Below are 22,590 nucleotides of genomic sequence, written 5' to 3'. Positions count from 1 at the left end.
ATAAGGAAAACACAATGAAAATACTCTACAAAATATTAGCTTTACTTGCCATTCTAGCCCTAGCCATCGCTTTTTTTATCAACCCAATTGGCAAACATTACACTCAAAAATACGCCCAAACCTTGTTCAAATCACCCGTTGAAATCAGCCAATTTAGTCTCCATTTGTTTGAAAAAAGCCTTAATATTGACTTCATCAAAGTGCAGAACCCCTTTAATTTCAAGCATAAAGACGCCCTTTCTCTGGATCACTTTTTACTCAAAATCGGTCCCATAAATAGCCATTTAATCGTTATTGACGAAATCAAACTGGATGGCTTGCAATTTGCCCTAGAACAAAATGCCAACCAAGTCAATTTAACCCAATTATTAACCAATTTAGACAAACCCGACAACAACACCCTAACCAGCGCCAAACCCACAACCCAAAAATCCCAAAAATCCCAAACAAAACGCATTCAAATAAAACACCTTGAAGTCCGCAACATTAGCCTTAAAATTAACACCAAATGGCTCAAAACCACCCTTAAAGTACCCAATATCTCAGCACGCAATTTTGGTGGCAGTTCTGGCATTCCAGTTGATAAAATTGGCAAGGAAGTGGCGAAAGAAATCCTGCACAATCTAAAAAACGCCTTAGAAAAAAAAGGGATAATAACAGGTAAAAAAGAAATTGAAGCCAACTTACGCCGCCAGATTGAACAAAAACTCGGCATCAAGGGTAGTTTAGATGACATTGAAAAGCAATTTGATACTGATGATATTAAAAATAAAGCCAAGAAATTATTTAAGGGGTTAGGGTTATGAAAATAGAGGCAATTGATTTATTCTGCGGTATCGGTGGTCTGACATACGGCCTGCAACAGGCAAAGATAAAAGTGCTTGTTGGCCTTGATAATGACAAATCATGTGAATATTCGTACAAAAAAAATAATGGTGTTAATTTTATTTGTGAAGATGTTTCCAAATATGGCTTTAAAGCTATGAAAGAGATGTATTCTAAAGACAGTATTAAGGTCTTAGCAGGTTGCGCACCTTGTCAAACATTCTCATCTCACACCTTTAAAGTGAAAGACAGAGAAAAAGATGTAAGATGGAATATGATTGATCATTTTTTGCGAGGAATTAAAGTAATAGAGCCAGATATTATCTCCATGGAAAATGTACGAGGGATAACTAAAACTCAAGTATTTTCTAATTTTGTTAAACAAATAGAAAAAATGAAATACAAGGTTTCTTACGAAGTTGTCAATTGTGCTGATTACGGCATACCACAAAATAGAAAACGATTAATTTTTTTAGCTTCTAAATTAGGCGATATATCTGTGCCACAAAAAACCCACACAAAAGATAACCATATTCCAATTAATAAAATTATTAAAACCCTGCCAACACTAAAAAGTGGCGAGACTTGTAAAAAAGATAAAGTGCATAAATCTAGAAACCTTTCTGCATTAAATATAGAAAGAATACGGCAGTCAAGGCCCAGTGGAACATGGAAAGATTGGGATAAAACATTATTGCTAGATTGTTATAAAAAGGAAAGCGGACAAAGTTATGCAACTGTTTATGGTCGCATGAATTGGAATAAAGTCTCACCAACTATCACAACTCAATTTACCAGTTACGGCTCAGGTAGATTTGGACATCCTGAACAAGATAGAGCTATTTCAATAAGGGAAGGTGCATTATTGCAAACATTTCCTAAAGATTATGATTTTGGTGATGGAATTGGAATTGTTGCTACAAGTCGTCATATTGGCAATGCAGTTCCGCCAAAACTAGGTTTTGTTGTTGGACAACAAATTAATAAACATATTAAGGAGTTTTATGGCAAATAACAACATATCTTCTGTATCCAAGTATGAGTTAACCATTGATCTGAATGCACTTAATCATTTAGGGCTTAATTTATATAGCAATGTGCCTGCTGTTTTATCAGAAATAATTGCTAATTCTTGGGATGCAGACTCTGAAAATATTAAAATTACTACATCTAACGAAGAAATTAAGATCGTAGATGATGGTTGTGGCATGACCACCCAAGAAATGAATAAGAAGTTTTTAACGGTAGGACGCCAAAGAAGAAGGGATATGGGGGGTGACTTGACTCCAAAATTTAGTAGACAAGTAATGGGCAGAAAAGGGATCGGCAAGTTGTCAATTTTTTCTATTGCTAATGATATTGAAATACACACAAAAAAAAAGGGCAAGACAATTGGCATAAAAATGAATGTCAGCGATATTATTGAAAAAATAGAATCTAAGGAGCAATATTTTCCAGATGAAATAGGTCATATAAATATAGAAAGCGAAACAGGCACTGTTATTATTTTAAGAGACATTAAAAAAAGAGTTCAATCATCAATTAATAATAATTTAAAAAAACGCATCTCTCGCCGTTTTGATATTTTTTCGGATAAATTCAAAGTCATAGTAAATGGAGATAGTGTCACTATTGGGGACAGAGGTTATTTTCATAAGTTAGAATTTGCTACAAAATACGGAGAATTGGGTAATTATGGTAAGTATTTAGGCAAGCTTGACGATGATATGGTTCATGATAGAACAAGCGAACTAAATGGTTTAAAAATTAGTGGTTGGATTGGATTATCTAAGGAGTCTGGCAGTTTAGAAGAGGATGGGGTAAATTTAAATAAAATTTCTATATTGTCTAGAGGTAAGGTTGCATTAGAGGATATTTTAGTTTCATATAGAGAAGGTGGGCTTTATACAAAGTTTTTAATAGGAGAAATTAGAGCAGACTTTCTAGATGACACAGACGATGAAGATATAGCGACATCTAGTAGGCAGGATTTTATTCAAGATGACAAGAGGTTTATCAGGATTAAAGAGTTTATTGAGAATGAATTAAAATACATTAGTAACGCAAGAGTTAAATATAAAGAAGAAAATGGCACAAAAATGGCGATAAAAATACCGGCAATTAATGAATGGTTCAATAGTTTACAAGGAGATGCTAAAAAATCTGCTAAAAGCATGTTTGGAAAAATTAATGCTATTAGCTTGGATGATGACTTACAAAGAAAATCTTTGTACAAGCAAGGAGTAATTGCTTTTGAAACGCTTCATCATAAGGAAAAATTAAGCCAGCTTGATAACTTAAATGACGAAAATTTTGAACAAACACTAGAAATCTTTTCAGAGCTTGACGATATAGAGGCTTCTTGGTATTATCAAATCACAGTAGGCAGGCTGAGTGTAATTCAAAAATTACAAACACACATAGAGGGCAATGCTTTAGAAAAAGTAGTTCAAGAATATATCTATGAACATCTTTGGTTATTAGATCCTTCATGGGAAAGAGCAACTGAGCCCCCTATTATGGAAAAAAAAATTACCTCAGAGTTTAGTCGTGTCTCTGACGAACTAAGCGCAGAAGAGAAAAATGGTCGAGTTGATATTAAGTATAGAAAAACTTCAGGGAAGCATATTATCATTGAATTAAAAAGATCTAGCGTTAAGCCAAAAGCAGGTAATATTTTAGAGCAGGTTAAAAAGTATAAAAGAGCGTTAAAAAAACAACTTGATGAGCATAACGAAACAGGTGAAATTGAAGTAATTTGTTTAGTGGGCAATAGGTTGTCTGGATGGGAGGTTCTATCTGAAAAAGAGAGTGATGAAAAGTCGTTGATGGCACACAATATAACCGTTATTACTTATCAGCAATTAATTAAGGACGCAGAAAATAGTTATAAATCTTATCTAGACAAAGGAAAAGATAAGGGGCGTATTCAACAATTGTTACAGTCAATTGACGATTCTTAATGATGAAAATTATTGACTCACATTGCCATCTCGACAGAGTAGATTTATCCGCATTTGGCGGTAGTATGGAAAGTTTGTTGGTGCATGCTAAGACGCTATCGGTGGAGACATTTTTGTGCGTTTGTATTGATTTGGAGCATTTTGATGAGGTGTTGGCTTTGGCGAAAAAGTATCCGCAGATTTATGCGTCGGTGGGGGTGCATCCTTGTGAAATGGAGGGGCAGGATCCGAGTGTGGAGGCGTTATTGGCGTTGGCTCAGGATGATAATATTATTGCTATTGGGGAGACGGGGTTGGATTATTTTCATGTGGAAAAAGACACTGCTGACTGGCAGAGGGCGCGTTTTAGGCGACATATTCAGGCTTCAAATCGTTCGGGTAAGCCGATGATTATTCATACTCGGAATGCTAGGGCGGATACTATTGAGATTATGCGTGAAGAGCAGGCACAGAAAGGGGTGATGCATTGTTTTTCTGAGGATTGGGAGACGGCTAAGGCGGCGTTGGATTTGGGTTTTTATATTTCATTTTCAGGCATTATTACTTTTAAGAGTGCGGGGGATTTGCGAGAGGTTGCTAAAAAAGTGCCGTTGGATAGGATTTTGGTGGAAACGGATGCGCCTTATTTGACCCCTGTGCCTTATCGTGGTAAGCCTAATTCACCTGCTTATACTTATTATACGGCTGAAAAATTAGCTGAAATTCGGGGCGTAAGCATTGAGACAATTGCCAGTGCTACCACGAGTAATTTTAAAACCTTGTTTGCCTTATGAGCGTTATTTTTCAAACAGTTGATGAATTTGCTGTGGGGCAACGCTTGGATAATTATTTATTAAAACATCTAAAGGGCGTGCCAAAATCGCATATTTATCGGGTAATTCGTAAGGGCGAGGTGCGGGTTAATAAAGGCAGGAAAAAGGCGGATTACAAATTACAAATGGATGATGTGGTGCGCATTCCCCCTATTCGGGTTGCCGAGCCAAAGTCTGGTAAAACTTCTGACGGTCTTAAGAAATTATTGACTGAGAGTATTTTATATGAAGACAAAGGGTTGTTGATCATCAATAAGCCGAGTGGTTTAGCAGTCCATGGTGGCAGTGGGATTGATGTGGGGGTGATTGAGGCGTTGAGAGATATGTATAACACGCCTGTGGAGTTGGTGCATCGTATTGATAGAGCGACTTCGGGTGTGTTGTTGATTGCCAAAAAACGCAGTGTGTTGAAAAATTTGCATGAACAATTGGTGCAGCATCAAATGGAAAAGCGTTATACCGCTTTAGTTAAAGGCACTTGGTCAAAAAAACGCCATACGATTGATGCGCCTTTGCATCAAAATTCTCGTTGCACAGTGGTGGATGTTAAAGGCAAAGAGGCGTTGAGTCATTTTCAACCGTTGAAAAATTTCGACCGTATTGATGCGGCTTTGGTTGAAGTGTTAATTGAAACTGGGCGAATGCATCAAATCCGTGTGCATGCGCAATATGCAGGGCATCCGTTGGCGGGTGATGATAAATATGGCGACAGGGAATTTGACCGTAAATTACATGCTCAAGGTCTGAGGCGTTTGTTTTTACATGCCCATCAATTAACTTTTACCAATCCAAGTACGGAAGAAATTCAAACCGTTAAAGCGCCGTTGTCAGCTGAATTAAAGGCATTTTTGGCAACATTATGAATGCTTATTTTCGCCTGATGCGTTTGGATAAGCCGATTGGCATTGCTCTTTTGCTTTATCCTGCTTTATGGGCATTGTTTTTGGCGGCAGAGGGTTTGCCTGATTTAAAGTTATGCCTGATTTTTGTTTTAGGCGTGGTTTTAATGCGTTCAGCAGGTTGTGTGATTAATGATTATGCCGATAGAAAAATCGATAAATTGATTGAACGCACACACAATCGCCCTATTACAACAGGTGAAATTCATCCTAAGTCGGCACTGATTTTATTTTTTATAATGATGATGATTGCCTTTGGCTTGGTGTTGTTGACCAATGCTTTAACCGTTCAATTGGCAGTAATTGCAGGTTTTTTAGCGACACTTTACCCATTTACCAAACGCTGGACACATCTGCCGCAATTCGTGCTTGGCTGTGCATTTGCGATGAGTGTACCGATGGCTTTTGCTGCCACAAAGGGCAGTGTGCCGAGTGAGGCGTGGTGGGTTTTCTTCGCAACGGTTGTTTGGACGGTTATTTACGATACGATGTATGCAATGGCAGATAGGGAAGAGGACTTAAAGATTGGCGTTAAATCCACGGCTATTTTATTTGCAAAGTTTGACCGTTTGATTATTGCCATATTACAATTGATATTAATAAGTCTTTTATTGATAATTGGGTTGGTATTTGCGTTAAAATTAGAATATTTTTTTATGCTTTTTATGGTGCTAGGGCTAATGATCTACCATCAGTTTTTAATTAAAAAACGGGAAAAAAGTGCCTATTTTAAGGCATTTTTGCACAATCAATATATTGGTATGAGTGTGTTGTTTGGTGTTATTTTTAGCGTCAGTTATTAACTGAGACCTTTGCGTAAATATGGATGATTATTTATATTTATGCAAAGGTCTCTCTAAGGAGTTTTTATGAATTTTTCTAAGTTTATTATTGCTATTTCGTTGTTATTATTGTCATCTTTGACTTACGCACAATCCCCTTATCGATGGGTACAAATGGCGGCAAATAATCAACTTAGCGTTAGAGCCATTTTATTAAATGACAAACAATGTCCAGTGGCACACATCAATAATGTTCCTACTGTGATGAAATTAAGAGCGCCTAAGGTGGCGAATTTTCCAGCAGTCTGTGAATTGTTGGTTAGCCGTGACACCCATTCAATCAAAATTCAACAGCGGGTGTTGCCTACTTTACCCAGTGAAGTAAATCGTGTTGCGATATTAGGCGACACAGGGTGTCGGATTAAGAAAACTAGCGTCCAAGACTGTAACGATGTTAAGGCTTGGCCGTTTCGTGAATTAAGTGCCAGTATTGCCTCAAAAACCCCTGACATAATTTTACATGTAGGTGATTATTTTTACCGGGAAACCCCCTGTCCTAAGGGCAATAAAGGTTGCAAAGGTTCGCCAAGTGGATACAATTGGGACACTTGGAATGCCGATTGGTTTACACCTGCAAGTTCGTTGTTTCAATCTGCAGTCATTGCCTTTTCTAGGGGCAATCATGAAAATTGCAGTAGGGCAAAAAATGGCTGGTCCCGCTATTTATCGCCATGGGCATATACTGGGCAAACTTGTGCCGAGATGGAAAAACCCTATATGTTTAAGTTGAAAAATGTTAATTATATTATGTTTGACAGTAGTTATGGTCAGGACGACCGTACCTCCGACACACAATTAGCACTGTATAAAAAGACAATAGAGCAGTTAAAACTTGACAAAGATTCGACCAATATAGTGCTGACACACCGACCTATGTGGACCTATAATAAGATTAAATCCAAATATTATTATGGCAATTTAACCCAACAAATGGCCTTCAAAAACCTACTGCCTAATCGCACCCTATTTATTGCTGGGCACGCACATTATTTACAAGTGTTAGATATGCACACCGATTACGATCAACTGATTGTTGGCAATAGCGGCACAGCATTATACAAAGTGGGTAACACCACGAAAAAATCCGTTGATATTAACAAACATAAGGCTAATTTTGTTTATTCTCGCTCAGGTTTCGGCTACGGAATTTTGACCGACAAGGATAAAGTCTTTAGATTTTATAATCAAAAAGGAAGTAATGTTGGAAAATGTATATGGTTCCCCAACAAGCGTGCTTCATTGATTTGCCAATAGTTTTGCTTGACTGATATTAACACTCAATTCAATTAAAATGACTTCATCAAAAAAATTTGATATAAACCTAGCCTTAGAATTGGCTCATTTGAGCGCTGCGACATATGCTCAATATGTTGATTATATAAAAGGCAAAAAATGGACAGTACCTGAGGGCTATAAATTAGAAATCACATTCCAAACAACGCATGAAGGTGACCCTTATCCATTGGGCTTTATCGCCTCTAAAGGAGGGGATATTTATATTAGTTGGCGTGGTGTTCTTACCATTGAAGAGTGGTTTGAAGCGATTGACTTTGAGCAAGAAGATTGTGCTTACCTTACAGAAGGCAGCAAAGTTGAATCTGGGTTTTATCAAGTATATACATTGGCAGAAAAAATTTTCTCCCCTCAGGTCAAGGTTTTGAACTTTCTTAAAGAGAGGCAAATAAAAGGCAATATATATTTGACTGGCCACAGTTTGGGTGGCGCTCTTGCTGTGTTGAATGCACTTGATATTGTCAAGCATACAGAATATCAAGACCTTATTCTCTACTCATTTGCAGCGCCTCGCACAGGCTCTCCTGAATATGCTGCAATATACAACAATGCAAACCTCAATTCTTGGCGAGTGGTTAATGTAAACGACGAAGTGCCAAAATTGCCTTTAAAAAACACCTTAGGTTGTTATTATCAGCATGTAAATCAAGAATTTAGTATAACCTTTGGCAGTGGCTGCATTGAAGACTGGGCGGAGGACCATTTATTACCTAACTACATCAGTCAGCTGGAAAAAATGAAAGAAGGTCTTTGTGCAAATACGAATGAAGAATAATATTTAATTTTTTTTGCCAACTTGGTGGATTTTACGGTTTAAACAAATGACCCAGTGGGCGAAAAAGTGGATTATTGATGCATATTCATATTTACACAAAAACCTCTCAGTCCAGCAGTTAAATACCTCTTAACAACTCATTAATGCCTACTTTAGAGCGAGTTTTGGCATCAACTTGTTTAACAATTACTGCACAGTAAAGTGAATAACTGCCGTCTTTTGAAGGCAAATTACCCGAAACAACAACCGATCCTGCTGGCACACGACCATAAGTAATTTCCCCTGTTTCACGATTGAAAATTTTGGTAGATTGTCCAATATAAACACCCATTGAAATCACCGCACCCTCTTCCACAATCACCCCTTCCACAACCTCTGAACGAGCGCCGATAAAGCAGTTGTCTTCAATAATCGTTGGGCTAGCCTGCAATGGCTCTAATACGCCACCAATACCAACGCCACCAGACAAGTGAACATTTTTACCAATTTGTGCGCATGAGCCAACAGTTGCCCAAGTATCTACCATAGTGCCTGAATCCACATAAGCGCCAATATTGACATAACTGGGCATTAGCACGGTGTCTTTGGCGATAAAAGAACCTCGGCGTGCGCTTGCCGGGGGAACGACACGAACGCCTGCTGCTGCAAATTCGTCTGCGGACATAGTGGCAAATTTTGAAGGAACTTTGTCATAATATTGGGTAAAACCGCCTTGCATAGGCACATTGTCCTCTAGTCTAAAAGACAATAACACCGCTTTTTTTAGCCATTCGTTGACCACCCAATCACCCACCCCTTTTTGCTCGGCGACGCGTGCTTGTCCTGAGTCAAGTAGGTGAATGGCTTCGGCAACGGCTTGTTTGATTTCCGTGCTGGCTGATTGTGGGTTAAGGTTGGCTCTGTTTTCAAAAGCTGCTTCAATAATATCCTTCATAATTTATCCATCGTTCAAAAAATAAACATTATATCAGGGCAAGCCACTAATCTTTATGACAATGATTGTGATGATGTTCGTAAGTTGCCATCAATTCATCCATTTGGTCGGCAAATAAATCGTTAAATTGACGGTTTTTAATAAGGGTTTCAGGTTGACCCATACAACAAATATGGCGATATAGGCACAGCACTTGGGTTGATTCTTTCATGACTCGATGCAGGTCGTGAGAGACCATTAAGACGGCGCAATCTTGTTGTTGATGAATGTCTTGAATGAGTTTGTAGAGTTGCATTTGTCCATCAATATCAAGGTTTTGTGCAGGCTCGTCAAGGATAAGGACATTGGGCTTTGCTAGTAATGCACGGGCGAGCAATACGCGTTGCATTTCGCCACCAGATAAACTGCTTAGGGGTAAGTTTAGTCGTGTTTCAATGCCAGTGAGTGTGGCGATATCGGTTAAAAACTGGGTGTCAATCTTTTGATTGAGTTTGAGAAAATCAGCCACTATAATTGGAATAAATTCATTGGCAATGAATTTTTGTGGCGTGTAGCCCAATCTTATGTCTTTAGATTTTTTAATCTTTCCATGGTCAGAGGCAATCAGCCCAAGCAAGATTTTAATCAACGAACTCTTGCCAGCGCCATTGGGCCCAATTAAGGTGATAAATTCACCTGCTTTTAGCTCAAAACTCACATCATCTAGTACCTTTTTGCCGTGGTGACTGAGGCTAATGTGATTGGCACTGATGAGCGTTTTTGACATGATTTTTTGGAAAAATTGGGTGTTAAAATCTGCATTTTATACCAAAAACTTTTTAAAAATATCTTTAACAACCCTCGTAGAAGGATAAAATCTATTATATTTTTCCAACCCTTAAAAAAAGCCTATGCACTGCAAAGGTCTTTAACCATTATGCAACAACCTTATCAATTTATCTTATTAGACGGAACTGCCTTTTTATTCCGAGCGTATTTCTCCACCCTTGCACAAAATTTAAGCAATGACGAGGGCTTTCCAACCGGTGCTATGTTTGGTGTGATAAACGCCATTAAGCGCTTACAACATCAGCACCCAGCAGCAAAGATAATTGCAATTTTTGATGCCAAGGGAAAGAATTTTCGCCATGATATTTACCCAGAATACAAAGCACACAGAAAACCAGCTGATGAAGAACTTATCATGCAAACTGAGCCATTGTATGAGATTGTGCGTGCCATGGGACTGCATTTTATTTGTGTTGACAAAGTTGAAGCGGATGATGTCATTGCAACATTAGCAACTTATGCAGATAAGCAAAATATCAAAACATTGATTGCCAGTAGTGATAAGGATTTAATGCAGTTGGTGAGTGCTAATGTTTTTCAATTAGACATGAAAGGCACTTTGTACGACCGCCAAGGTGTGGTTGAAAAAATGGGCGTTCTCCCTGAGCAAATCTTAGATTTGTTGGCACTTACTGGCGATAGTGCAGACAATATCCCCGGCGTGCCAAGCGTTGGCCCAAAAACGGCGGTTAAATGGCTAGAACAATTTGGTTCAATTGAAGGCGTTAAAGCCAATGCCGAGCAAATTAAGGGCAAAGTGGGCGAAAAATTGCGTGAGAATTTTGATTTATTGGCGTTGTCCTATCGCTTGGTTCAACTCAAATTTGATGTGCCTTTGCCATGCGATATTTTGGACGATGAGCCAGATGCTGATAACGCAAAATTGTCCAGTCTTTACCAACAATACGGATTTAAAGTCTGGTTTCAACAATTGGGACACAGCGCCCCCCCTGAAACACTTGCCCCAACAACCCCATTAGCAGAAACGCCCCAAGTCGCCCAACCTAAAGCCGATTGGCTGGATCAATACACGCAAACAGTTGTCTTTAATCAAGGAGATTTTGAGCATTTAGTAGCACGGTTAGAGCAGTGTAAAAGTTTTGTATTTGACCTAGAAACCACCTCACTTGATTATATGAATGCACACATTGTTGGCTGGGTATTTTTGGTGGACAAGGACAGTTTTTACATTCCCGTTGGACACGATTATTTAGATGCGCCACAGCAATTAGATAGCCACACAGTGCTTAATCAATTAAAACCAATTTTGGAAAACGCTGCCATCGGCAAAGTCGGACAGAATCTAAAATACGATGCCCATGTTTTGGCGAATTATCACCTTGAGTTAAATGGCATTATCGATGACACCATGCTGAAATCTTATTGCCTAAACTCAGTTGCCACTCGGCACAATATGGATGATTTGAGCGTGTTTTATCTACAACACGAAACCATCCATTTTGCCGATGTGGCTGGCAAAGGCAAAAAACAACTCCCATTTAATCAAGTAAACATTGACATTGCCGCCCCTTACGCCTGTGAAGATGTGATTGTAACGCACAAACTTAACGAAACATTGGCACACGAATTGGTGAAATACCCAGATTTATACAAACTTTATCTACAAGTAGAATTGCCCCTCATCCCCGTTCTGGTAACAATGGAGCGCAACGGCGTCGCCCTAGATTCCCAAGCACTTAACACCCAGCAAATTGATGTTGCCAAGCAAATGACAGCCATTCAAACCCAAGCATTTGAACTCGCAGGCGATGCTTTTAACCTAGAATCACCCAAGCAAATTCAGCAAATTTTATTCAGCGCAGAAGGTCTTGGGCTAGAACCCAAGAAAAAAACCCCTAAAGGCGCCCCCTCAACCAACGAAGAAGCCCTCAAACTCTTAGATCACCCCTTGGTAGATTTGATTCTAAGCTACCGCACACTGGCAAAACTTAATTCCACCTACCTTGAAGCATTGCCCAAACAACTAGATTTAACCACCAAACGCCTACACACCTCCTACCATCAAGCCGTTACCGCCACAGGTCGATTGTCCTCCGCCAATCCAAATTTGCAAAACATCCCCATCCGCACCGAACAAGGCGCCCGCATCCGTGGTGCCTTTATTGCCCAAACAGGCAATGTGATTATCGCCGCTGATTACTCACAAATTGAGTTACGCATTATGGCGCATATTTCCCAAGATGCACACCTCCTAGATGCATTTAACAACGATATGGATGTCCACCGCACCACCGCATCAATGATGTTCAATATCCCCATCGAACAAGTTACCAGCGACCATCGCCGCAAAGCCAAAGCCATTAATTTCGGCCTAATCTACGGTATGAGTGCCTTCGGTCTTGCCAAGCAAATCGAAGTCTCCCGCACCGAAGCCAAACAATATATTGACGCCTATTTTGCCAACTACCCCGCCGTCGCAAAATACATGGAAACCACCAAAGAAATCGCCAAAACCCAAGGCTATGTCGAAACAATCCTCGGCAGACGCCTATACCTCCCCCAAATCAACGCCAAAAATAAAATGCTCCAACAGCACGCCCTCCGTACCGCCATCAACGCCCCAATGCAAGGATCCTCAGCCGATATTATTAAAAAAGCTATGCTTGATATCCACATCTGGATCGGCACCAACAACCCTGATATCAAAATGATTATGCAAGTCCACGACGAACTGGTATTCGAAGTCAACGCCAACAAAGCCACCGAATTTTCCCACAAAATCCAAAACCTAATGGAAGTCACCCACCCCCTCACCATCCCCCTTAAAGTTGATATCGGCATCGGCAACTCTTGGCAAGAAGCCCACTAAACACCAACCCTCCCACCATCAGCCTGCTTATTGATTTAAATGGCCAACCTTTAAAAACCACAAAATGAGTGTTGATTTATACGACAAGAAAGCACAAAAGTTAATCGTGTTAATTGACACCACCTTAATACCCATGTTATCAATAAGTAGCACAGGTATTTTTACTGCTAATACCGAGGCGATTATAAGCCCTATATTATTCATTCGCACTTGGCACAATATGAGACCTTTGACAGAGTTGTGTTATTAAGTTTTTCTAATTTTTGGGCAATAGCTTTGCCTCGTTCTTGCCAAAGGCTGGTTTTTGCTACTAGAGGTGAGGCGTTAATAAGGATAAGCATCTCGCTTATATCAAGGTATAATGGAGTTGCAAGAAATGGAACAGGGAGAAAAATATCCAAACATTAACACAGAAACAAGTTGTAACGCTACAAAATAAAGCACAAAAAGCCTCCAATAAACTTAATGAAGAAGTCATTGTTATTACCAAAGACATTCAACACATTCAGACTCAAGTCGGTATCGCTTATCAATTAAACCCCAAAGATTTCAACCCTAAAAAGACAAGCCTAATTGCCAAAAGGGTTGATGATGATTTAGAAGTAGCATTAAAAGAAGGCGTTATTGTCTTTGATAACTATTTTACTATTTGCAAGACTGATTTGTCTTGCTTGGTTTCTCTGCCCACCGAAGACGGTGGGCTTTATCACATTGTTGCTGATGCCTTCTTTACTTTAGAAGACGGCACCCAAGTGGTGTATTTTTATGGCGAACAATCTATTGTTTCTACAGAATCTGGTGCAGTCCGTACAAGTGGCAATCAAAGTTTTTTTAATGTCGTTACTTCGAATATAGGAATTGTATCGGCGGTTGTGGTTGCAGCCATTGTGGCTGTTGTTAGTAGTAGTGGTAGTGATAATAATGACGATGATACACCGCTAACATTTACCTTTGCAGATACAGGTGGCTTTACCAGCAGTGTTGTGATTACTGTTAGTGGCGTGAAGGAAGGCGAAACTTGGCAGTATTCTATTGATGGTGGCGCTTATTATACCAATGGTATAGGTAATAGTTTTACGCTAGTTGAAGGCACTCATGCCGCCAATGCTATTAAGATTAAACTAACTGATGCAACTGGCAAAGTCTCAGAAATTACAAACACTTCTCCTATTGTTGTGGACACCACAGCCCCTTCATTTATCAGTTCAACTACTGTTGGTGTTAGAACAAACACCGATGCATCAGAAGTAATATATAAGGCAGTAGCAACAGACAATAATATAGTTACTTACGCTTTAGAAGATGGAAATCAAAAAGACAAATTTACGATTAGCGAGAGGGGTGAACTAAAATATAAGCAAAAACAAACAACAATACATGATGACGACAAAGTTACCATTATTGCTACTGATACTGCAGGTAATGAAACAAAGCAACTCGTTACTATATCGGTGAAAGATTTTGTTTTATCCACCACAGTTGCTTGGGATAATATTGGTGGTAATGATAGTATCAATATTGAAGAATTGGCAATGGCTACTTTGGGTGGTACAGTTACTGGCATAAATATTAACAGTATTGTTATTACCAGTATTACCTTTAAACGAGAGGGTACTGATACTACTTATACGCTTGACGCCAATCTTCTTCCGAGTATTAATGACGACAACACTTGGACTTTAGTCAATAACGACACTTGGACTTCGCAACTTGAAAACGGTAATTACATTGTTACTGTTAAATTATCTGGCAATGATGGCAATGTTACAGGTCAAGAAATAGTAAGGGCGGTAACGATTGACAAAATTGCGCCAACAATGCCAACATTTGACTTTACAGATACTGGTTTATTGGGTGATGGTATTACCAAAAATGGCGTGATTACTGTTGGTAATTTACAGTCAGGTATAACTTGGCAGTATTCTATTAATCATGGTACTAGCTTTACTAATGGCGAAGGCAGTAGTTTTACTCTGGCTGAAGGCACTTATGTCAGGAAGGACATTCAGGTTAGGCAAACTGATGTAGTTGGCAATGTCTCAATCGCCTCTAATATTGCGCCTATTGTTGTGGATGCTACCTCTCCAGTAACACCAAAGCTTACCTTTGTAAATACCGGTTCATTGGATGATGATATTACCAAAGATGGCGTGATTACTGTTGGTGATTTAGAGTCAGGTATAACTTGGCAGTATTCTGTTGATGGTGGCACAAACTTTACCAATGGCGAAGGCAGTAGTTTTACGCTGGTTGAAGGCACTTATGGTGCTAATGCCATTCAGATTAAACAAACTGATATAGCTGGTAATGCTTCAGACATCGTTAAAATTATTTCGCCTATTGTTGTGGACACTACAAGTCCAATATTTGCCCAACAATCTACTACAGTCGATATCTTTGTTAACGCCCCTATTACGACCACTGTTTATAACGCCCAAGCAAGCGTTGGCGATGCAGATCGTATCACTTATAGTATAAAAAATGCAAACACCAGTAAATTTTCAATTACTGATGATACTGGAATAGTCACTTACAAAACAATACAAACGACAGTGCATAATGATGACACATTTACCATTATTGCCACTGATATTGCAGGCAACGCAACAGAGCAAGCCGTTACTGTATCGGTGAGACCTCCTGCTACACAAGGCTTTGTTATTGATGGCCAGAGTATTGGTCAGAGTGTTGGCACTTGGAATGGTTGGTCAGTCTCCTCAGCAGGCGATGTCAATGGTGACGGCTTGGATGATTTGATTGTTGTTGATGAGGTTGAAGGCGCAGCAGGTAAATCTTATGTCGTATTCGGAAGAACTGACAAAACCACTGTTAGTTTATTGGCTATAGCTTTAGGTACGAGTGCGGGTGGCTTTGTTATGAATGGTGAGGCTGCTGTGGATAAAGATGGCTTCTCAGTCTCCTCAGCAGGCGATGTCAATGGCGACGGCTTGGATGATTTGATTGTTGGCTCTCCAAGTGCAGGTGCTATTGCCTCCAATGCAGGTAAATCTTATGTGGTATTTGGCAAGGCCAACGGAGCGGTCGTTAATTTATCAGTTATAGCCTCTGGTATGGGCGGCTTTGTTATCAATGGCGAGAATACTTTTGATCTAAGTGGCTCCTCAGTCTCCTCAGCAGGCGATGTCAATGGCGACGGCTTGGATGATTTGATTGTTGGTGCTGATAATGCATCTACTGTTACTTCCGCCTACGCAGGTAAGTCTTATGTGGTATTTGGCAAGAAGGGTAGCACAACTGCTGTTAATTTATCTGCCATAGCCTCTGGCACGGGCGGTTTTGTTATCAATGGCGAGAATACTTTTGATCTAAGTGGCTCCTCAGTCTCCTCAGCAGGCGATGTCAATGGCGACGGCTTGGATGATTTGATTATTGGTGCTAAAGGTGCAAGGCTTACTGCTGGTCCCCTCTTAACAGGTAAATCTTATGTGGTGTTTGGCAAGATGGATAACACAACTGCTGTTAATTTATCTGCCATAGTCTCTGGCATGGGTGGCTTTGTTATCAATGGCGAGAATGCTCAAGATTATAGCGGTAACTCAGTCTCCTCAGCAGGCGATGTCAATGGCGACGGCTTGGATGATTTGATTGTTGGTGCTCATAAGGCAGATTCCGCTTCTGGCTCCAACGCAGGTAAATCTTATGTGGTATTTGGCAAGAAGGATAACACAGCTGCTGTTAATTTATCTACCATAGCCTCTGGCGTGGGTGGCTTTGTTATCAATGGTGAGAATGCTAATGATAAAAGTGGCTTCTCAGTCTCCTCAGCAGGCGATGTCAATGGCGACGGCTTGGATGATTTGATTGTTGGTGCCTATAATCCTGATGGTGGCTCTGGTACGGGTAAATCTTATGTGGTATTTGGCAAGACCAACGGAGCTGCCGTTAATTTATCAGCTATAGCCTCAGACTTCGGTACAGGTGGCTTTGTTATTAATAGTGAGAGTACTAATAATAAAAGTGGCTTCTCAGTCTCCTCAGCAGGCGATGTCAATGGTGACGGCTTGGATGATTTGATTGTTGGCACTGTAATTGAAGGCGTTACTTCTGGAATCGACGCAGGTAAATCTTATGTGGTATTTGGAAAAACCGATACAAAGGCTGTTAATTTAGCAGATATTAGTAAGGACGAAGGTGCCGTTGCCCATGCAATTGATTTCCAAGGAGACAAGCGCGAATATATAGGCACTTTTACTGATGAGTTGTTTGTTGCTGGCTTAGGCGACAACATCTTAATAGGTGGCGGTGGCACCGATGTCTTTAATGCAGGCGCAGGTGATGACACCATTATTATTAATAGTAACAACCTTGATAAACTCTACAGCAGTATACTTGGTAGTCATTTACTCGCTCGTGTTGATGGCGGTGGCGGTAGTGATACACTAAAATTAGCAGGCAGCAACCTTAACCTAGACCTGAGTCAAATAGACAATGGTCGCATTCAAGACATTGAAATCATTGATTTGACAGGCTCAGGTGATAATATCTTGAAACTTAATCTCAATGACTTACTGGATATTTCCAGTGAAACCAACACTCTCAAAGTTGTTGGCAATTCAGGTGATAAAGTCGATATAGAAGTTATGGTCTATGCCTTTGTCAAGGATTCTATGCAAACAGAGGGTAATATCACTTATGATATTTATAGCAACATCAACGCCCCCACTGCAGAATTATGGATAGCACAAGACTTAACAGTGTTTTAATGAAGAGTGCCTTTTAATCGCTCTTGATTATCGTTTTGTTTTTCTTGAAACGAAAAAAGTATTCTTGTTCTTATACTGTTTAGATAATCTACATAGGTAATAGTGTGGGAGTGTGGGCAATATCAAACATAATAGAGAGATATTTCTTTATAATAGTTGCACCACAAAATAGAATAGGGGTAGGAATTGAAACAAGAATTTTACGATTATCTTATTAGTATAGGTAAGCGGCCTAATACTGCTAATTCATATAGAAGTGCCATTAACGGCATATCACAAGATTATTCTCAAAGGATTGGCGAAGAGATCAATGTTTATGAAATCCAAGAGCAAGACAAAATTAATGGAATATCTCAAAAATATAGCCTAAATGGGGACTATGCAAATGTTGGAAATAATGGGAATGGAACATGGAGGTGCGCCATTGCTAGATATTCTGAATTCTTCGCTAACAGAGGCAATATCACCATTAACAAAATCAAGCAAGAATCTACTTACGAAGACAATCAAATTATTTCCACGCTTGGTGTGAAAATGTGTGCCTCTCCACTAAACCAAATTTTATACGGACCACCTGGCACAGGAAAAACTTATTCAACCGTCAATAAGGCACTTGATATTTTGTTAGGCGAAAATCGTAATTCTGACATTAATAGTATTGGCAAGTTAAAAGAGAAATTTGGCTCACAAGTTGAATTTGTAACCTTTCATCAAAGTTTCAGCTATGAGGATTTTGTAGAAGGACTGAAAGCAAAAACTGATGATGGGGATTTGTCTTACGAAATTGAAAGCGGCATTTTTAAAGAAATTTGTGAAAATTCAAAGGGGCAACAAAAAATAAAGCTTAAGTTAGATGATATGGAATTTAATGATTATTTGACAGTCGGTCAACAATTTATAACAATTACAGGGCAAGGGTTTGAAATAGTAAATATTGATGACAAGATAAAAATAAAAAATTCTAAAGATAAAGAATATACTTTATCAAGAAATTCAATATTGGAATATTTGAAAAGACAAGATTTTCATGAGACCCATGGACATTATTCTTATCAACCAAAGATTGCAAAGTATATTTTTGAAAAAATAGACAAAAATTCTTTGGAAGAATCTGTATTAAAACCCCATGTTTTAATTATTGATGAAATCAACCGTGGTAATATCTCACGGATTTTTGGCGAGTTGATAACTTTGATTGAGCCGAGCAAGCGAGCAGGGGAAAGTGAAGTTATATCGGTTAAATTACCGTATTCAAAAGAAGATTTTTCGGTGCCAAATAATTTGTATATTATTGGCACGATGAACACGGCGGATAGGAGTTTGACGATGATGGATACGGCGCTTAGAAGACGGTTTGATTTTATTGAAATGGCACCTGATGTTGGTTTGGTTAAAGGTGATTTTGATGGTATTAAGGTTGGTGAAATCTTAGATTTTATCAATCAAAGGATTGAGATTTTATACGACCGAGAGCATTTAATTGGGCATTCATTTTTGATGGGTATTGATGATTTGCGTGGGTTAAGAAATGTTTTTAAAAATAAAATTTTGCCACTTTTAGAGGAATATTTTTATGATGATTTTGAGAATATTAGAAAAGTTTTGAATGATAAAGAGGGTAAGTTTTATCAAAAAATAGAAGTTGACGAGTCGTTGTTTTTTGACGATGAAAATATTCAAAAAGACAGTTATAAAAAAGCCAATATTGACGAATTAACAGCGGAAGATTTTCAGCAAATTTATAAAAATAAAGATGAATGACAGCCCAAAATTTACTATTATTGCAGGCGTTAATAAAGTTTTGGCATTAAAAAAAGCCTTGGGGCATTACGCAGTGGTTTGGGACGAAGAAACCAAAAAAGTGGTTAGAATTGAAGCGCAAAATTTGCCTGAATGTCAATAAAGATGAGCAGTGACAAAAAACTGCTGGTTATTCGTGAATGGGGTGAAATTCATTTGGGTGATGTGAATAAGTGTGAAAATATTGATAGAATTTATCTCAATAAAGACGCTTGGGAAAATTTAGAAAAATTTGCTGATTCGGACAATAAAGAAGATAGGTTTTTAAAGTTTAAAAATTCAAAAGTTTTAAAGGTTCAAAATTTTGTCGGCGTTATCACCACGCCAGATGGCACTCAAATTGAAATTTTACCTAAAACAAGTGAGGATGCAGATGCGGAAAAAAGCCGTAAAACTTTAACAAAAATGTTAAAGGTTGTGCATAATTTACCCTTTATAAAAAGCACAGAAGCGGATTTACAAATTAAGAACCAGCCTTTGTCAGAGGTCTTAATCGGTTGGTTTTTGGATTGTGTGGATGGGATTGTTAAACAAGGGGTGCGTCAGGATTATTCTAGAATTCAGGCACAAGAAAAGTTTTTAAAAGGGCAATTGCAAACGCATAAGCAACTTAACGAACCGCCACACAAGCAACATTTATTTTCTATTGAATATGATGTTTTTTCGCCTGATAGGGCAGAAAATCGCCTTATTCATTCGGCATTAATGCAGGTTTTAAAATGGAGTAACGACAATCAAAATCAAAAATTAGTCAAACGGTTTTTAACCTTTTTTGACGAAGTGCCGTTATCGGCAAATTATCAAGATGATTTTTTCAAATGGTCAAACAGTCGGGCGCTGAATTATTATCAAAGTGTTTTGCCGTGGTTGAAGTTGATTTTGAATCAGCAAAGTCCTTTTACGCTGAAAGACAACAACGCTGGGATTTCGTTTTTATTGCCGATGGAGGTGTTGTTTGAAAGGTATGTGGTTAAGATATTGCGTAAAAAATACAGTTTAAAAGTGCAAATATCAAGCAAATCTTTATCAGAAACGCCAAAAGCATTTAATTTGAAACCCGATATAGCCATTGTTGAAAATGGCGATCTGGCATATATTCTTGATACAAAATGGAAACTGATTGACGAAAATCAGGTTTATAAAAATGGCAATCTAGATAAGAAAAAAGGCATTAGCCAAAGTGATGTGTATCAATTGTTTGCTTATGGTAAAAAATATGGCGTGTCAAAAGTATTCTTAATTTATCCACAATGGCGTAAATTTAGCCAACCTTTTGGGTTTAAATTTGATAAAACTTTACAATTAGGTGTGGTGCCTTTTCCGATTGATGATGATAAAATAACAGACTTTAGTTTAGAGAAAGTATTATGAAACAAGAACTGCAAACCCTGTTAAAGCAAGCGTTAACCGTATTGGTGGATAAAGGCGTGCTGGAAAGTGTGCCTGAGGCTGTGCGGCTTGATCATTCTAAAGACAAGACGCAAGGGGATTTTGCTTCTAATATTGCCATGGTGTTGTCGAAACAGGCGCAATGTACGCCACGCGTGTTGGCAGAGCAGATTAAGGCGAATTTTCCGGATACTTCGGCAGTGGATAAAATTGAAATTGCGGGGCCGGGGTTTATTAATTTCTTTATGTCGCAGGGGTCTAATGCGTCGGTTGTTAATCGTATTATTGAGCAGGGGGCAGATTATGGTTTGTCAAATGTGGGCGAGGGACAGCGGGTGTTGCTGGAGTTTGTGTCTGCTAATCCGACAGGTCCATTGCATGTGGGGCATGGTCGGGGGGCGGCGTATGGAGCGAGTGTTGCCAATCTGTTGCGGGCGATAGGGTTTGCGGTTGATAATGAATATTATGTGAATGATGCGGGTCGGCAGATGGATATTTTGGCGACTTCGGTTTATTTGCGTTATGTAGAGACGGATAAATTTCCAGATAATGGCTATCAGGGGGATTATATTTTTGATATTGCTAAAAAAATTAGGGGTGTTGAAAAAAAGGATATTTTTGCTGGCGTTTGTCAGGATGAAAAAGAGGGTGGGGACAAAGAAAAACACATTGATGGTTTGATTGCTAATTGTAAATCGCAATTGGGTGGTGATTATAAAAAAATCTTTGATTTGGCAATTAATGATATTTTAAGTGGCATTAAAACCGATTTGGCGGAGTTTGGCGTCGAATATCAGCAATGGTTTTGTGAGCAATCTTTAGTGGACAGTGGCTTGAGTGAAAAAACGGTGAAAAAATTACAAGACTCAGGGCAGATTTACGAAAAAGCAGGCGCACTTTGGTTTAAAACCACCGATTTTGGCGATGATTTAGACCGTGTTGTGGTGCGTGATAACGGTATGCACACTTATTTTGCCTCTGATATTGCCTATCATCTTGAGAAGTTTGAACGAGGTTATGACAAAATTATCAACATCTGGGGCGCTGACCATCACGGCTATATCGCTCGGGTAAAAGCATCCATTAAAGCCCTGAATCACAACCCTGATAAACTGGAAATTTTGCTGGTACAATTCGCTCACCTGTATCGAGACGGCGTCAAAATACCGATGTCCACACGCAGTGGTTCGTTTGTTACCTTGAAAGAATTGTGTGAGGAAGTGGGCAACGATGCAGCGCGTTTTTTCTATATTTTGCGCAAATCAGAACAAAGTATGGACTTTGACCTAAATTTAGCCAAATCCAAAAGCAACGAAAACCCCGTGTTTTATGTCCAATATGCCCACGCCCGCATTTGCTCCGTAATGGACAAAGCCCAAGACAGCGGCCAAGCAGATTTAGCCTTACTAAACGATAAATACGAACAAACCCTCATCAAACAACTCAGTCGTTACGCCGACACCATTAAAAATGCCGCCCTTAATTACGAACCGCATGTTGTTGCCTACTATCTGCGTGATCTCGCCAGCGATTTCCACAGTTATTACAACAATTGCGATTTTCTTATTGAAGATAAAAATTTACAAGCCAGCCGTTTACAACTTATCCAAGCCACCAAACAAGTGTTGGCAAACGGTTTAGGGTTATTGGGTGTGTCTGCGCCTGATAAAATGTGA

The 22,590-nt window shown here is 39.1% G+C and carries 17 protein-coding genes; 15 read left to right on the top strand and 2 right to left on the bottom strand.

Annotated features, from left to right (window positions below):
- Window positions 1-14 precede the first annotated feature (14 nt).
- The 8 genes from MS2017_RS10355 to MS2017_RS10320 all read left to right on the top strand — a co-directional run bounded on the left by MS2017_RS10355 (window position 15) and on the right by MS2017_RS10320 (window position 8,409).
- A complete protein-coding gene (locus MS2017_RS10355) occupies window positions 15-806 on the top strand; it encodes an AsmA family protein (RefSeq protein WP_122952134.1) in 792 nt (263 codons plus the stop codon).
- Complete coding sequence (locus MS2017_RS10350; RefSeq protein WP_122952133.1) at window positions 803-1,840, top strand: DNA cytosine methyltransferase; 1,038 nt, start codon at window positions 803-805, stop codon at window positions 1,838-1,840. Before MS2017_RS10355 ends, MS2017_RS10350 begins: the two co-directional genes overlap by 4 nt.
- Window positions 1,830-3,788, top strand: a complete 1,959-nt coding sequence (locus MS2017_RS10345; protein ID WP_122952132.1) for a BbrUII/HgiDII family restriction enzyme — start codon at window positions 1,830-1,832, stop codon at window positions 3,786-3,788. The genes MS2017_RS10350 and MS2017_RS10345 overlap by 11 nt, the downstream gene beginning before the upstream one ends.
- 2 nt (window positions 3,789-3,790) lie before the next feature.
- On the top strand, window positions 3,791-4,561 hold the full coding sequence (locus MS2017_RS10340) for a TatD family hydrolase (RefSeq protein ID WP_071563949.1): 771 nt from the start codon (window positions 3,791-3,793) through the stop codon (window positions 4,559-4,561).
- A complete protein-coding gene (locus MS2017_RS10335) occupies window positions 4,558-5,463 on the top strand; it encodes an RluA family pseudouridine synthase (protein ID WP_122952131.1) in 906 nt (301 codons plus the stop codon). The genes MS2017_RS10340 and MS2017_RS10335 overlap by 4 nt, the downstream gene beginning before the upstream one ends.
- Complete coding sequence (gene ubiA, locus MS2017_RS10330) at window positions 5,460-6,302, top strand: 4-hydroxybenzoate octaprenyltransferase (protein ID WP_122952130.1); 843 nt, start codon at window positions 5,460-5,462, stop codon at window positions 6,300-6,302. Before MS2017_RS10335 ends, ubiA begins: the two co-directional genes overlap by 4 nt.
- Window positions 6,303-6,368: 66 nt before the next feature.
- Window positions 6,369-7,595 carry a metallophosphoesterase gene (locus tag MS2017_RS10325; RefSeq protein WP_122952129.1) on the top strand — a complete coding sequence of 409 codons (1,227 nt, stop codon included), beginning with the start codon at window positions 6,369-6,371 and terminating at the stop codon, window positions 7,593-7,595.
- A gap of 37 nt (window positions 7,596-7,632) precedes the next feature.
- On the top strand, window positions 7,633-8,409 hold the full coding sequence (locus MS2017_RS10320) for a lipase family protein (RefSeq protein ID WP_071563953.1): 777 nt from the start codon (window positions 7,633-7,635) through the stop codon (window positions 8,407-8,409).
- A gap of 118 nt (window positions 8,410-8,527) precedes the next feature.
- Here MS2017_RS10320 and dapD read toward each other — a convergent pair whose 3' ends face one another.
- Window positions 8,528-9,343 carry a 2,3,4,5-tetrahydropyridine-2,6-dicarboxylate N-succinyltransferase gene (dapD, locus tag MS2017_RS10315; RefSeq protein ID WP_071563954.1) on the bottom strand — a complete coding sequence of 272 codons (816 nt, stop codon included), beginning with the start codon at window positions 9,341-9,343 and terminating at the stop codon, window positions 8,528-8,530.
- Window positions 9,344-9,389: 46 nt separating this feature from the next.
- Entirely contained in the window at window positions 9,390-10,109 is a 720-nt protein-coding gene (locus MS2017_RS10310) for an ATP-binding cassette domain-containing protein (protein WP_071563955.1), read from the bottom strand.
- A gap of 150 nt (window positions 10,110-10,259) precedes the next feature.
- Here MS2017_RS10310 and polA point away from each other — a divergent pair, with 150 nt between their 5' ends.
- The 7 genes from polA (at window position 10,260) to argS (ending at window position 22,590) form a co-directional block, all read left to right on the top strand.
- On the top strand, window positions 10,260-13,001 hold the full coding sequence (gene polA / locus MS2017_RS10305) for a DNA polymerase I (protein WP_122952266.1): 2,742 nt from the start codon (window positions 10,260-10,262) through the stop codon (window positions 12,999-13,001).
- Between the two features lie 64 nt (window positions 13,002-13,065).
- Window positions 13,066-13,251 (top strand): hypothetical protein, encoded by a 186-nt coding sequence (locus tag MS2017_RS10300; protein WP_122952128.1) that lies wholly within the window; start codon window positions 13,066-13,068, stop codon window positions 13,249-13,251.
- A 412-nt stretch (window positions 13,252-13,663) separates the two neighbouring features.
- A complete protein-coding gene (locus MS2017_RS10295) occupies window positions 13,664-17,725 on the top strand; it encodes a beta strand repeat-containing protein (RefSeq protein ID WP_241156935.1) in 4,062 nt (1,353 codons plus the stop codon).
- 186 nt (window positions 17,726-17,911) lie between these two features.
- Entirely contained in the window at window positions 17,912-19,486 is a 1,575-nt protein-coding gene (locus MS2017_RS10290) for an McrB family protein (protein ID WP_122952127.1), read from the top strand.
- The gene (locus tag MS2017_RS11570; RefSeq protein ID WP_164707709.1) at window positions 19,479-19,628 is read left to right on the top strand and encodes a hypothetical protein; all 150 of its coding nucleotides are present in this window, start codon (window positions 19,479-19,481) and stop codon (window positions 19,626-19,628) included. Before MS2017_RS10290 ends, MS2017_RS11570 begins: the two co-directional genes overlap by 8 nt.
- A 2-nt stretch (window positions 19,629-19,630) precedes the next feature.
- A complete protein-coding gene (locus tag MS2017_RS10285; protein ID WP_122952126.1) occupies window positions 19,631-20,896 on the top strand; it encodes an McrC family protein in 1,266 nt (421 codons plus the stop codon).
- Window positions 20,893-22,590, top strand: coding sequence for an arginine--tRNA ligase (argS, locus tag MS2017_RS10280; RefSeq protein WP_122952125.1), 1,698 nt, complete (start codon window positions 20,893-20,895; stop codon window positions 22,588-22,590). The genes MS2017_RS10285 and argS overlap by 4 nt, the downstream gene beginning before the upstream one ends.

The organism is Bathymodiolus thermophilus thioautotrophic gill symbiont, assembly GCF_003711265.1.
Classification (GTDB): Bacteria; Pseudomonadota; Gammaproteobacteria; order PS1; family Pseudothioglobaceae; genus Thiodubiliella.
The sequence above is the reverse complement of the archived record's forward strand: the minus strand, read 5'-3'. Positions and strand labels throughout refer to the sequence as shown.